The 12,048-nt window shown below is 49.0% G+C and carries 14 protein-coding genes; 9 read left to right on the top strand and 5 right to left on the bottom strand.

Annotated features, from left to right (window positions below; all coding sequences use genetic code 11):
* Positions 1-57: 57 nt before the first annotated feature.
* Both ACLIN2_RS04945 and ACLIN2_RS04940 read right to left on the bottom strand, forming a co-directional pair.
* Complete coding sequence (locus ACLIN2_RS04945; RefSeq protein WP_327929801.1) at positions 58-711, bottom strand: response regulator transcription factor; 654 nt, start codon at positions 709-711, stop codon at positions 58-60.
* 8 nt (positions 712-719) lie between these two features.
* Complete coding sequence (locus ACLIN2_RS04940) at positions 720-2,048, bottom strand: sensor histidine kinase (protein ID WP_411503369.1); 1,329 nt, start codon at positions 2,046-2,048, stop codon at positions 720-722.
* 374 nt (positions 2,049-2,422) lie between these two features.
* Between ACLIN2_RS04940 and ACLIN2_RS04935 the strand changes: the two genes are divergently transcribed.
* On the top strand, positions 2,423-2,623 hold the full coding sequence (locus ACLIN2_RS04935) for a cold-shock protein (protein WP_005830059.1): 201 nt from the start codon (positions 2,423-2,425) through the stop codon (positions 2,621-2,623).
* 67 nt (positions 2,624-2,690) lie between these two features.
* Here the strand turns inward: ACLIN2_RS04935 and ACLIN2_RS04930 are convergent, their stop codons facing one another.
* Positions 2,691-3,020, bottom strand: a complete 330-nt coding sequence (locus ACLIN2_RS04930) for a YnfA family protein (protein ID WP_122924968.1) — start codon at positions 3,018-3,020, stop codon at positions 2,691-2,693.
* 314 nt (positions 3,021-3,334) lie between these two features.
* Here ACLIN2_RS04930 and ACLIN2_RS04925 point away from each other — a divergent pair, with 314 nt between their 5' ends.
* Entirely contained in the window at positions 3,335-4,216 is an 882-nt protein-coding gene (locus ACLIN2_RS04925) for a YitT family protein (protein ID WP_122924969.1), read from the top strand.
* A 57-nt stretch (positions 4,217-4,273) separates the two neighbouring features.
* Here the strand turns inward: ACLIN2_RS04925 and ACLIN2_RS04920 are convergent, their stop codons facing one another.
* Together ACLIN2_RS04920 and ACLIN2_RS04915 are read right to left on the bottom strand one after the other, a co-directional pair.
* Positions 4,274-4,978 (bottom strand): HAD family hydrolase, encoded by a 705-nt coding sequence (locus tag ACLIN2_RS04920; RefSeq protein WP_122961651.1) that lies wholly within the window; start codon positions 4,976-4,978, stop codon positions 4,274-4,276.
* Between the two features lie 116 nt (positions 4,979-5,094).
* A complete protein-coding gene (locus ACLIN2_RS04915; protein WP_411503368.1) occupies positions 5,095-5,505 on the bottom strand; it encodes an acyl-CoA thioesterase in 411 nt (136 codons plus the stop codon).
* A 161-nt stretch (positions 5,506-5,666) separates the two neighbouring features.
* Between ACLIN2_RS04915 and ACLIN2_RS04910 the strand changes: the two genes are divergently transcribed.
* The 7 genes from ACLIN2_RS04910 to ACLIN2_RS04880 all read left to right on the top strand — a co-directional run bounded on the left by ACLIN2_RS04910 (position 5,667) and on the right by ACLIN2_RS04880 (position 12,047).
* On the top strand, positions 5,667-6,122 hold the full coding sequence (locus ACLIN2_RS04910; RefSeq protein WP_411503367.1) for a DinB family protein: 456 nt from the start codon (positions 5,667-5,669) through the stop codon (positions 6,120-6,122).
* Positions 6,119-6,649, top strand: coding sequence for a GNAT family N-acetyltransferase (locus ACLIN2_RS04905; RefSeq protein WP_411503366.1), 531 nt, complete (start codon positions 6,119-6,121; stop codon positions 6,647-6,649). The genes ACLIN2_RS04910 and ACLIN2_RS04905 overlap by 4 nt, the downstream gene beginning before the upstream one ends.
* Positions 6,650-6,790: 141 nt before the next feature.
* Positions 6,791-7,708, top strand: a complete 918-nt coding sequence (locus ACLIN2_RS04900; protein WP_092267478.1) for a DMT family transporter — start codon at positions 6,791-6,793, stop codon at positions 7,706-7,708.
* 184 nt (positions 7,709-7,892) lie between these two features.
* The gene (locus tag ACLIN2_RS04895; protein WP_411503365.1) at positions 7,893-8,987 is read left to right on the top strand and encodes an iron-containing alcohol dehydrogenase family protein; all 1,095 of its coding nucleotides are present in this window, start codon (positions 7,893-7,895) and stop codon (positions 8,985-8,987) included.
* Positions 8,984-10,093: a histidinol-phosphate transaminase gene (hisC, locus tag ACLIN2_RS04890; protein ID WP_411503364.1), complete on the top strand. Its 1,110-nt coding sequence runs from the start codon at positions 8,984-8,986 to the stop codon at positions 10,091-10,093. Before ACLIN2_RS04895 ends, hisC begins: the two co-directional genes overlap by 4 nt.
* Positions 10,094-10,115: 22 nt before the next feature.
* Positions 10,116-11,129, top strand: a complete 1,014-nt coding sequence (locus tag ACLIN2_RS04885) for an ABC transporter substrate-binding protein (RefSeq protein ID WP_411503363.1) — start codon at positions 10,116-10,118, stop codon at positions 11,127-11,129.
* A 120-nt stretch (positions 11,130-11,249) separates the two neighbouring features.
* Complete coding sequence (locus tag ACLIN2_RS04880; protein ID WP_122924976.1) at positions 11,250-12,047, top strand: ABC transporter permease; 798 nt, start codon at positions 11,250-11,252, stop codon at positions 12,045-12,047.
* Position 12,048: the final 1 nt, after the last annotated feature.

Genomic DNA, 12,048 nt, shown 5'->3' with positions numbered 1-12,048 from the left:
CGTCCTCCTTCTTGCCATTGGCAAAAAGGAAGACGGTTCCCCCCGAAACTCTATCCGCTAGCGGTTATCCTGTTTGTCACTCTCAAGCTCAAGCAGCCCCCACTTTTGACATTTATCTGCCAATTCGCTGCTAGACCGTTCCCAATTGAACTTCTTCATGATTCTGCCCACATGCTTTTTCACTGCTGCCAGACTCACATGGAGCTCCTTTGCTATTTGGGATTGGGTCTTTCCGTCATCAATCAGAATGAGCAGCTGGCGATCTCCGTCGCTTAGCAGGCTTTTCTTTTGCTCATGAACCATCTTTCTCAACCGGTCGCCATATTTGGAGCTCTGGTTGTGCATGGCCGCGCAGATGACATCGGGCAACTTCTCGAATTCATTCTTATAGAGATAATCATAGGCCCCATTCAAAAAGGCTTCATAAAAGATGTCATCGTTGTCATCCAACGAACTGAGCATAATCACTTTTACATGGGGATACTGAACTGAAATATCAAGCGTGGCGTCAAGCCCTGAAGCTTTGTCGTCTCCAAGCATGATGTCCATGACGACAATGTCGGCTGGATCCCTGCGAAGCAGAGCGAAACACTCTTCCCTTGTAGCAGCACAAGCGTAAAGCTCTATATTCTCGTGTCCGAAGAAAAAGCTTTGCAATCCTTCTCTCCAATCGGGATCGTCTTCCACATAGAGAACTTTTATTTTACTCATCATTTTTCTCAACCTTTTGATGGAAATGTGAGGACAATGACTGTCCCTTTGTTGGGTGTGCTACTGACCTCTACCTTGCCTTTATGGGCTTCGACCACTTTTTTCACCTGATACATGCCGAGACCGAAATGCTCACCCGTTCGATGCTTCGTGGAATAAAAGGGTTCAAAAATGTTCTGCAATTGTATGCTGTTCATTCCGCGACCCGTGTCACGAATCGTAAGCAATACCTTGTTGGTGCGCTTGTCGAGGGAGACATGGAGCGATCCATTTTCCCACATCGCTTCCACGGCGTTGTTGCAAATATTTTGAAGACATTCAGTGATGAGCATTCTGTCGATCAGCAAAAGCGTCGGCACATACCGCTTCTCGACTCGAACATTCGGAAGTGCTTCCACGGATTCCAAAACTTCGTCCAAAACGACGGAGATATCATGCATTTCCCGCTTTGGTCCGAGCTTGTCGCTCGTGGCATGCGAAATTTTGGACATCATCGCCATCATCGCTTCGTGTGTCTTCAATAAGTTTCCAACGTATGTTTCAATTTCTTCATACTGTCCCAGTTGTACATTTTTCCGGATATTCAATGCGTTCAGTTTGATCTTTCCGATCGTGTTTTTTAGGGAATGGTGGATTAATCCGGTTCCTACATGTACGGTATGTAACGACTTCCTTCTGATGCCTAAGAAAGCATCTCGCAAGTAGAAAACGGTTATGAGCAATAAACTTGTGATACAGATGTACGGGATGATGGCTATTAGCTGATCGCTTACGGGTGCAGCAGAAAAATGATAGACATTCAAAGCAATCAGCGGAACGAGAAAGACAATGGCAATCGAAGCGTGATTGACCCGTTCCTTGGGCGTATTCGCCTGTATCATCGGACGAACAGCCAGCCAAGCCATAAAGCATATATAGCAGAGACCCCATACAGCTACGAATCCATTATGAACACGATTCGCCATCAAATCCGTCTGAAAGAGCAAAGTCACTACCGGCGGAATGCCGAGAAGAATCGGAATCCATTTCTGATACGTAAAGAAGCCATTATAGATCAGATAAAAAAGCAGCATTCCGTAATAAGGGAACGTATTGATGAGCATGTTTAAAAGCGCCGTCACAAAAATGGATGCACGAACTACGGTCGCACTCAGCTTGTGGTCGATTGCATACGGGACCCAGCCTTTTTCAAGAAGCATCTGCAAGCCGCCCAATCCGGCGCACAGGATCACCAATGCTGCCCAAAAAATCAGACGGTTCCCCCGATGATTCACCCATAAATAGATACTTAAAGCTGTCAGACTGACAAACATGAGAAAAAACATGAAGAAGAACATGGATACCCGCCCTTGTACAAGATGGTCATTTATCTAAAGTATACATGTTCATTCGACAAAATAGAGAGGCGAATCAGAAGCTGTAAATGCCCTCCTATTCCTTCTATAACATAGTAATTCTCTTCGCCATATCACATAAGTAGACATTTCATTGTCTACCTAGAAAAAGCGGCAAAACACCCAGCTTTGCCGCCTACTTATTTGATTGCTTTCCCAGAAGAGCTGTGGTAGTATTTATTCAAACAAAAGATTTCTAAGTGTTCACATATTGTAAAGGGTTTACATGTATGTTTGAACCTTTTCCAATGTGTGAATTTTTATTTTACCCATAAATAAAAGTTGCATATTCATTTTATTTTTTGGAGGTAACACCCATGCAAACAGGTACAGTAAAATGGTTCAACGCTGAAAAAGGCTATGGCTTTATCGCAGTTGAAGGCGGAAACGATGTATTCGTACACTTCAGCGCAATCACAGGCGAAGGTTTCAAAACCCTCGAAGAAGGCCAACGCGTTGAGTTCAACGTAGTAGAAGGCAACCGTGGACCACAAGCTGAGAACGTTGTAAAACTGTAATCGGCTTTCAAAAGCTGCCACCTCTGTAAAGAGGGGCAGCTTTTCTTATTCAGCCTGCTTTCTCCCTCTACGACGAACGTGGCGCCCACAAGATGACACTCACGCCAATTATGCAGATGAAAGCTCCGATCCAGTCGTACAAGTCAGGTGTTTTTTTGTCGACCAGCCACCCCCACAGTACAGCGAGAACGATGAACACACCTCCGTATGCCGCGTACACCCGCCCAAAGGAAGGAAAGCTCTGCAAGGTCGGAATCACCCCGTACAGAACCAAAATAATGCCCCCGATGATACCATATCCAATCGGTTTGGACTCCCTGAGCCAAAGCCAGACCAAATACCCGCCGCCAATTTCGGCCAGACCAGCCAGTACAAACAAGAGCACGGTTACAAACATCCCTATTCCTCCTTTCGACCCAAAAAGAAAATCGTATGAAAACGACTCGTCTCACATACCATGTAGTGTATTTTTCAGATATTTTGCCTACCATCGCCATTTTGCCATGGCTGATAGGAGCTCCCCGATTTCTCACTAGTAGAAAGTAGCAATCTCCCTCTCCCCTGTCAATGTCAAAGTCATAAGCGGCTGCTAATTACCCAAAAATCAGATGTGAATGTACTTTTTTTACGCGACAGCACATTTAAGCCTTAGGCATCAGACAAGGAATGGTATAATGAATAGGTAAACAATCAATATTTGGGAGGGGAACGATGGAACAAACATTGTCAAAATCGACTCACCAAAGATTGCCGTTGGGAAAATTGCTCAAAAGAATCTTCTTCATCCTGATCGGTGCTTCTCTCGTCTCGGTTGGTCTGGAAATCTTTCTGGTTCCGAATCAAATTATTGACGGCGGTATTGTAGGCATTTCGATTATTGCGTCTCACTTGACTGGATGGACTCTTGGCATTTTTCTATTTTTACTCAACTTACCATTCCTGATCGTCGGCTACAGGCAGATTGGAAAGACGTTCGCCATCTCTACGCTTTTTGGCGTCACCATCATGTCGATCGGCACCGCCTTGCTGCATCCGGTTCCAGGATTGACGGATGACCCGCTGCTCGCAGCCGTGTTTGGCGGAATCATTTTGGGAATTGGCGTTGGGCTCGTCCTGCGCAATGGAGGATCACTGGACGGCACAGAGATTATTGCTGTTCTGTTCAACAAGAAAACCCCCTTCTCCGTTGGTGAGATCGTGATGTTCTTCAACTTTTTCATTTTGGGCAGCGCCGGATTCGTATTCGGATGGGATCGTGCGATGTACTCGCTGATCGCCTATTACATTGCATTCAAAATGATCGATCTGACCATCGAAGGCTTCCAGGAATCCAAATCGGTTTGGATTATCAGCGACAGCTACAAGGATGTTGGAGATGCCATCGTAGCTCGTCTGGGACGCGGAGTCACCTATCTAAAAGGAGAGGGCGGCTACACAGGCGATGAGAAGAAGGTCGTCTTCTGCATCATTACCCGCCTGGAAGAAGCAAAGCTCAAGATGATCGTCGAAGAGATTGATCCGAGCGCCTTTTTGGCAGTCGGCAATATTCACGACGTCCGAGGCGGACAATTCAAAAAGAACGCAATTCACTGACTATATGCACAAAAGGAAAGTGCCTCCCTGTATTCGGAGGCACTTTTTCACTCTGACCTATAACCAGGACGCAAGCTGCTCCAGCCGCTCGATCGTGGCCAGAGGCTGATGGCTCGTTGGCTGCTTTTTCCCACGCGGGTTGATCCAGACTGCGGACATACCCGCCTCCATCGCTCCAGCGACATCCGCCTCCCATGTATCTCCTACAAACAACACCTTGGAAGCTTCCACATCCAGCGCTTGTAAAACGGTGGCGTAAATGCGCGGATCTGGCTTGTGGTAGCCGATCAGCTCGGACAGAAACACGCGCTCTCTTGGGAAATAGTCAGATAGTCCAAGTCTCTCTAGCTTGATAAACGCCATATCCACGGGGCCGTTGGTCACGATCCCGAGCGTGAAGCGCTTGGACAAATCCGCGATCAGCTCATTCACATGCCCATCAGGAGTGACCGCATCCATGCACGCTGCCGCATAGGCTTGCTGAAAGCCGTTGATTTCCTCCACGCTGATTTCCCGGTTGAAATCTGCCATGGACCGTTGCAGCCGCAGCTGGCGGTATTGGGTAAAATCGTATTTTTTCGCAATGACATCAACCCAGAGCGCATCCCCATGCCGTCGTAGCGCTGACAGCAAAGCCTCTCCATCCAAGTCGTGGGTCAGCGGATGTGACGCGATCGTATTCGTCATCCCTTTTTCCCAGCAAGCCGAAAAGTCAAACAAAGTATCATCTAAGTCAAACAATATCGTTGTGAAAGCAGACACCTTGGCGTCACTCCTTCTCTCGTTTCTCCGTCTGGTTCTCTCTTGTTCATTGTAACGGAAAAAGCGCGCCTTCTGGGGAGCAACCTGTACAAAGATGCGGAAATGGATGCTTCCCGCTATTGCTGTGCCAATTCAGCCGACAGCGCCTCACGCAGCTCTGCTGGCATTTCCGTAGCACGGCGGGAATGGGCATCGATCATGACCATCGTGACATCTGCATCTGCCACGAGCCTCTCCTCCTGATTGAACAGCTCGTGGCAGATGACAAAGCTTTTCTTGCCCAGCTTGACCGCGGATGTTCGGGCGATTACCTGTTCATGAATGCGCAGTTCTTTTCGATAGTTGATGTTAATGTTGACCACCACCGGCATGATGGCGCGACGCTGCAGCTCGTCGAGAGTCAGTCCCGTCTGCCAGAGCCAGTCAAACCGGGCCCATTCCATGTACTCCAAATACTTTGCATTATTGACGTGTCCAATGAAATCCAGATCGGTTGAACGAACCGGAAACTCAATTTGATGCGGCATCCCCATCACTCCTTTTTCTTTTCTCCAGTATAACGAATTTCCAGAACTGAGTGAACATTCATTCGCAATATTCAAAATGATTCGTCTGTTCTTTTGTCCTATTTTACCTATAATAAGGGTAGTATGTATATTCCAAGCCCCATGGAAGGATGATCAAGCTGATGTTCGAACAGACACTGCTGCCTGCCCTGAAAACCGCACGTTCTCGTTATATGGACGTACTAGTCAATCTAGAGGAGAAGGAGCTTGTCTGGAAATTGGCTCCTGGCTCCAACTCTATCGGCTTTTTGATTCATCATATTGCGGAGGTCGAGTATCGCTTCTGTATGATGTTTTTTCAGCGTCCGCTGCCAGATGGCCTTACGCTTGCAACGATTGGAAACGTGAAGGATGAAGGCATCTATACGGAGCTTGCCCCGCTTCATGTCATTCGGGAAGCCTCTTTTGCCCATCTGCTCGATTCCCTCTCCTCCCTGCCCGAAGAGGCTTGGGACATTCCTTGCGTGGCGCCGATCGGGACACTCACTCCACGACAGGCGCTGGGACGCCTCATCTACCACAACGGCTATCACGCGGGACAGATCGGCCTGATCCGAAAATACGGTAGCGCCCAATGAGTCTTTCCTTAACGGGAGAGCGCCTCGTCCTGCGGGAAACGATACGGGACGAACTTCCCCAGCTTCTGAACATCTACAACAGCAACCCGGGGTACAATCAACTGCGCAATGGCTTTGGAATCGTGACATTGGCAGAGCTGGAAACCGAATATGATTCTACAATGGGAATACCTTCAGGATATTGGCTGACAGTGTACGCAGGTGAACAAATCGTTGGCATCATGCACCTGATCGTCACCAATCCCGCGGATCAAAAAAGCTGGATCAGTCTGCTGCTAATCCATGCTAACTTTCAACGAAAAGGCTATGGCAGAGAAGCTGTCCAGCTGGCAGAAGGTCTCTGTGCCTCTGAGGGCAGCCTCCACGTACATCACGGAGTTTATCGCTCAAAACGAGCCGGCCCTGCTGTTTTGGGGCAAGCTCGGTTACGAACAGTATCGCCAGGTTCTTGCACCAGTCGGTCGTCTGGAGCAGCCTGTTCTTCTCGTAGCCAAATGGCTGTCACCGTCACCAGAATAAGGAGGTGAAACCAATGACAATCCACTTGTTTGAATGTGATGTACCTGCCGTCCTCTCCTAGTCGGGAGGGAATGGATCGATGGTACATTCTTCCCCTCGGCTACGGAATATGGGCTTTCATGATGAACATTCCGAGAGGGGACCTATACATGATTCAATCACAATGGAAACAGCAGTTATTCGGAGCGATCTGCCTGACGCTGGCTGCAGCGATCTGGGGAGGCGTGTATGTCGTAAGCAAAGTCGTGCTGGAAGTCATTCCTCCGTTTACCCTATTGATCCTGCGCTTTGCGATCGCGCTGATCGTGCTGGGGGCCTTCGTCATCTCCCGCAAAGACTACATCGCCAAAAAAGACTTTCCCATGATCATGCTGATTGCTTTTGTTGGCATCACCATATCGATTGCCGCTCAGTTCCTAGGAACCAAGCTCTCGACGGCTCATATGGGCGCACTCATCACCTCCGCTTCCCCTGCCTTCATCGCGATTTTCGCGGTGTGGCTGCTAAAAGAGCGCATCCAATGGAAGCAGCTGATCGGCATCGTGCTCGCGACGGTAGGCGTCTTCATCGTCATTGGTGTGCCGGATCAAGCCGATGCGCAATCCTCCTTTGCCGGAAATGTGATTCTGCTCGTTGCGGCTGTCAGCTGGGGATTGTACACGGTACTCAGCAAAAAGGCGACACAGCTCTACTCTTCTCTCGCTGTGACTACCTATGTAGCGCTGTTCGGTCTGATTTTCACAAGCCCCGTCATGATCTGGGAAATAAGCGTTACTCCGATCTCCTGGAATTTCGGCTGGGAAATTTGGGCGGGTGTCTTGTATATCGGGATCATCTCTACAGCAGGTGCCTTTTACCTGTGGAACAAAGGCTTTGAGATGATGCAGGCGGGGAGCGGAGCTGGCTTTTTCTTCGTTCAGCCGATCGTCGGATCCTTTCTGGGCTGGCTGCTGCTGCATGAACATCTAGGGCTGAGCTTTTTTGCTGGAGCTGCTTTTATCTTTTTAGGAGTAGCGCTATCCAATTTGCAGCAGTCGAAAGCACCTAAGCAGTCGCATCATTCGTAGCAAAATATACCATTTTCTTACTAAATACAGCTGTTGTCTGGCTAATGCTGGGAAACAGCTGTTTTTTTACACTATATTTCAGAATGTTATAAGTCGTTTATATTGACAAACGATAAGTTAAACCATAGTATAATCTATTGTATATTCATTCACTCCCATGAATAATGGTACAGGAGATGTCGTTATGTTTACTATACCAGGTCCTGGTAAATACGTACGTGAAGTAGAGCTTTTGAATGAAATTGGTGCCTATATCCAGGGTTTTGGAAACAGCGCGTTGATGATCGGTGGACAAACGGCTCTGTCGAAAGTCCAATCCGTCATTACAGCCAGCCTGGAAAAGCAAGGAATTGAAAATAAAGGCTTCACCTGGTACGGCGGCGAATGCTCATGGGCAAAAGTCGAGGAGCTGCGTGCAATCGTACAGGAGAAAAAGCCCGAGGTACTCGTCGCAGTCGGTGGCGGCAAAGCGATCGATACGGTAAAAGCAGTTGCCTTTGCTGAAAATCTGCCATTAGTCGCCGTTCCAACGATTGCCGCTACCTGCGCTCCAGCTACACCGATTGCGATCATGTATGACAATGAAGGAACGTTTATCGAGATCAGCCATCGCTCCAAGGCTCCGAATGTCGTTTTGGTAGACACGAAGATCATCCGTGAGGCGCCTTATCGCTTCCTCGTCGCAGGGATCGGCGACACCTTGGCAAAATGGTTCGAATCTTCCGTATCGGTGAAAAAGAGCCAGCCTACTGCTTTGAATCAAAGCGCGGTTCGCTTGGCGGAAGGTCTCTATCAGATGCTTTTGGAAAAAGGACCTTCTGCTATTGAAACCATCAAGCTGGGAAAAATCGACGCAGCGGTTAATGACGTCATCGACAGCATCATCCTGATCAGCGGAAGCGTGAGTGGCTATGGCGGCGACGATTGCCGTACAGCTGCAGCTCACGCGATCTACTCCGGCTTGACCATTTTCCCTGAGGTACACGACACCTACCACGGTGAGATCGTCGCTTTCGGGATCTTGTCCCAGCTCGTACTGGAAGGTAAAAGCGAAGAGGAAATCCGCGAGCTGATCTCCTTCTATCAAAAGGTAGAGCTGCCTTATACACTCGAGGACATGGCGATTACCGAGCTTTCCGCAGAAGAGTGGGAGCGCCTGGGCACCGTCACAGTCGGCATCGAAGACATGGACAACATGCCTTTCGCGGTCACGCCTGAAATGGTCGTACACGCCATCCAGGGTGCCGATGCCATCGGAAAGAAGGTCAAACAACTATGAAGCTAGATCAAATGGTCCGCAGCGTCTACCCGAACCTGACGCCTTATACGTGCTCTCTTGCCGATCTGCCCGTGGAAGAAATGAAGCAGGTACTGGGTCTTGAGCAAGTATACAAGCTCTCTTTTAATGAAAATCCGTTGGGCCCCTCGAGCAAAGCGCTGAATGCCATGCAGCAAGCTCTGTCCCAGCTGAATCTGTATCCGAGCTCCAGCGGAGAAGCCGTTCAAGGCAAAATCGCAGAAAAAGAAGGCGTCCTCCCAGAAAACGTCATTCTGTCCAATGGGGCAGATGAGATGATCATTCTAGTAGCCCAAACGTTTCTGGAGCCTGAGGACGAGGCGATTATCCCGGAAATCTGCTTTGTGCAGTACATGGCTTCGACCTATTTGATGGGAGCAACCCCTGTTTTCACTCCGATGAAAGCAGATTTGGGTATCGACCTAAAGGCCATTCTGCAAAAGATTACCGAGAAAACGAAGGTCATCTTCCTCTGCAATCCGAACAACCCGACAGGAACCGTCATTCCTGCCGATGAGCTGCAAGCGTTCATCAAGCAAGTGCCAGAAAACGTGCTGGTCGTCATCGACGAAGCCTACCACGAATTTGCGGATGGAGATGGCTATCGCTCCTCGGTAGAGCTGGTGAGTGACTTTGCCAACGTGTTCGTCATCCGGACCTTCTCGAAAGTCTATTCGCTGGCTGCTGCCCGGATCGGTTACGGGATCGGACAAGCTGCGCTCGTCGATGCCATCAATCACGTTCGCCCTCCGTTCAATGTCAACAGCATCGCACAAGCTGGTGCATTAGCCAGCCTTGATGACGCCGAGCACGTAGCCGAGTCCAGACGAATCAATCAATTTGGCAAGCAGCTTTTGTGCAAAACGCTTGACGAGCTTGGGCTGTCCTATCTGAGCAGCCAGGCGAACTTTGTTTGTGTCAATACAGGCAAGGATGGTCAAGAGGTGTTTGATCGACTGGCTGAACGCGGCTGGATCGTACGCAAATTGACTGGCTATGGGCTAAACAGCTCCCTTCGCATTTCCATCGGTCGTCCTGAGGAAATGGAAGCTTTTGTTGAGGTATTTAAAGAAGTTCTATCTAAATAAAAACAGATAAGGGGAAATTCAAGTGAAAAAGTTTCTATTTTTGCTGCTGTCCGTCATGGTTGCCCTCACTGCAGTCGGTTGCGGTTCTTCCAATCAAGCAAGCGAATCGAAGCCAGCAGAAGGCGGCAATGCTGCTCCTGCGGCCAAAACTCCTTTGAAGGTGACACTGCCTACATGGACTGGCTATGGCCCACTTTTCCTGGCGAAAGAAAAAGGCATTTTCGAAAAGCACGGTCTGGATGTAGAGCTCTCCATCATCGAAGGCTTGGCTGAGCGCAAACAAGCGCTGGCTGGCGGACAAGTCGATGGCATGGCTACTGCTCTCGACGTTCAAGTAACGCTGGCTGCTGCTGGTGTTCCGATGCAAGTCGTTTGGCTCTTGGATGACTCTTTTGGCGGCGACGGGATCATCGCGAAAAACGAAATCGCTTCTGTCGCAGATTTGAAAGGCAAAAAGGTTGCGTTTGAACAAGGCTCCACTAGCCACATGCTGATCCTTACTGCGCTGAAGCAAGCAAACCTGACAGACAAAGATGTAGAAATGGTGCAAATGTCCGCTGGTGATGCGGGTGCTGCCTTCGTTGCTGGCAAAGTCGATGCAGCTGTTACGTGGGAGCCATGGTTGAGCAAGGCTTCGCAAGCAAACGGAAAAGTTCTGCTCTCCACCAAAGATTTGTCCGGTATCATCGTCGATACGGTAGGCTTCAAAAAAGACGTAATCGAAAAGCGTCCTGACGATATCAAAGCATTCGTAGCTTCTATGGCAGAAGCAATGGATTACTGGAAGCAAAACACAGACGAGTCCAACGAAATCATGGCAAAAGGTCTGAAAATCGAACTGGCTGAATTCATAGGAACGGTTACTGGCCTGAAATTCCTGCACAAGGAAGAGAACAAAGAGCTGTTTGGCGATGGAAAAGGCGCTATTTATACTTCCACCAAAAATGCGATCGACTTCTACATGGAACAAAAGCTGATCGACACGGCTCCCAAGCCAGAAGACGTATTGAATCCAACTTTTGCTGGGGGACTGTAAGAAAACTTCTATCGAGGCCCGTACAAGGTGGAGCGACCGCGTTTGCACTCCCTCTTGGGGGCCTCCTTTTCTCTTGCTTGACCCTATCAAATGACTACTTGATCAAAAGGAGGGATGACGATGTGGAAAAATGTTTTCACCCCGAATAAAGATATCGCCAAACCTCTGTACACAGGGGCGGGAATCGCGACCTTTATTCTTTTGCTGCTGTTCTGGTCCATCCTCAGCTACGGAGGCTTCGTCAATCCGCTGTTCCTCCCTGCTCCGGACAAGATTGTCAAATCTGCGATCACCATGTTCCAGAGCGGTGAAATTTGGACGGATATCGGCATCAGCTTCTCCCGTGTAGCTCTCGGCTTTATTCTGGCTGCCGTGATTGGCGTACCGCTGGGCATGCTGATGGGCTCCTTGCGCGTCATGCAGGGTGCTTTTGAACCGATCATTGGCTTTATTCGCTACATGCCTGCTTCTGCTTTTATTCCGTTGTTAATTTTGTGGATCGGCCTTGGTGAGGGCGAAAAAATGGCTGTCATCTTCCTGGGCACCTTCTTCCAGCTTACCTTGATGGTCATGGACGTAACGAAGAACATCCAGAACGAGCTGATCGAGGTCTCCTACACGCTCGGTGCAAAGAGCTTCCAGCTGTTCAAACGGGTCATCCTCCCTGCTTCACTCCCTGGTATTGTCGATACGCTTCGCATTACCTTTGGCTGGGCGTGGACGTACCTGGTTGTAGCCGAGCTGGTCGGGGCTTCGGACGGTCTCGGATTTATGATCATGCAGGCCTCCCGCTTCCTGAAGCCGGACAAAATTATCGTCGGAATCCTGATCATCGGGGTACTGGGATTGATCATGGACCTGATCTTTAAAGCAATCTATCGCGCATCCTTCTCCTGGATGAGAAAGGAAGGATCTTAAG

The sequence above is a fragment of the Brevibacillus centrosporus genome (assembly GCF_046622605.1).
GTDB classification, from domain to species: Bacteria; Bacillota; Bacilli; order Brevibacillales; family Brevibacillaceae; genus Brevibacillus; species Brevibacillus centrosporus.
The sequence above is the reverse complement of the archived record's forward strand: the minus strand, read 5'-3'. Positions and strand labels throughout refer to the sequence as shown.

Bases quoted from the DNA above. Each gene is read 5' to 3' on its own strand.
- ACLIN2_RS04945 (WP_327929801.1), bottom strand. From the start codon at position 711: ATGAGTAAAATAAAAGTTCTCTATGTGGAAGACGATCCCGATTGGAGA.
- ACLIN2_RS04940 (WP_411503369.1), bottom strand. From the start codon at position 2,048: ATGTTCTTCTTCATGTTTTTTCTCATGTTTGTCAGTCTGACAGCTTTA.
- ACLIN2_RS04935 (WP_005830059.1), top strand. From the start codon at position 2,423: ATGCAAACAGGTACAGTAAAATGGTTCAACGCTGAAAAAGGCTATGGC.
- ACLIN2_RS04930 (WP_122924968.1), bottom strand. From the start codon at position 3,020: ATGTTTGTAACCGTGCTCTTGTTTGTACTGGCTGGTCTGGCCGAAATT.
- ACLIN2_RS04925 (WP_122924969.1), top strand. From the start codon at position 3,335: ATGGAACAAACATTGTCAAAATCGACTCACCAAAGATTGCCGTTGGGA.
- ACLIN2_RS04915 (WP_411503368.1), bottom strand. From the start codon at position 5,505: ATGCCGCATCAAATTGAGTTTCCGGTTCGTTCAACCGATCTGGATTTC.
- ACLIN2_RS04910 (WP_411503367.1), top strand. From the start codon at position 5,667: ATGTTCGAACAGACACTGCTGCCTGCCCTGAAAACCGCACGTTCTCGT.
- ACLIN2_RS04905 (WP_411503366.1), top strand. From the start codon at position 6,119: ATGAGTCTTTCCTTAACGGGAGAGCGCCTCGTCCTGCGGGAAACGATA.
- ACLIN2_RS04900 (WP_092267478.1), top strand. From the start codon at position 6,791: ATGATTCAATCACAATGGAAACAGCAGTTATTCGGAGCGATCTGCCTG.
- ACLIN2_RS04895 (WP_411503365.1), top strand. From the start codon at position 7,893: ATGTTTACTATACCAGGTCCTGGTAAATACGTACGTGAAGTAGAGCTT.
- hisC (WP_411503364.1), top strand. From the start codon at position 8,984: ATGAAGCTAGATCAAATGGTCCGCAGCGTCTACCCGAACCTGACGCCT.
- ACLIN2_RS04880 (WP_122924976.1), top strand. From the start codon at position 11,250: ATGTGGAAAAATGTTTTCACCCCGAATAAAGATATCGCCAAACCTCTG.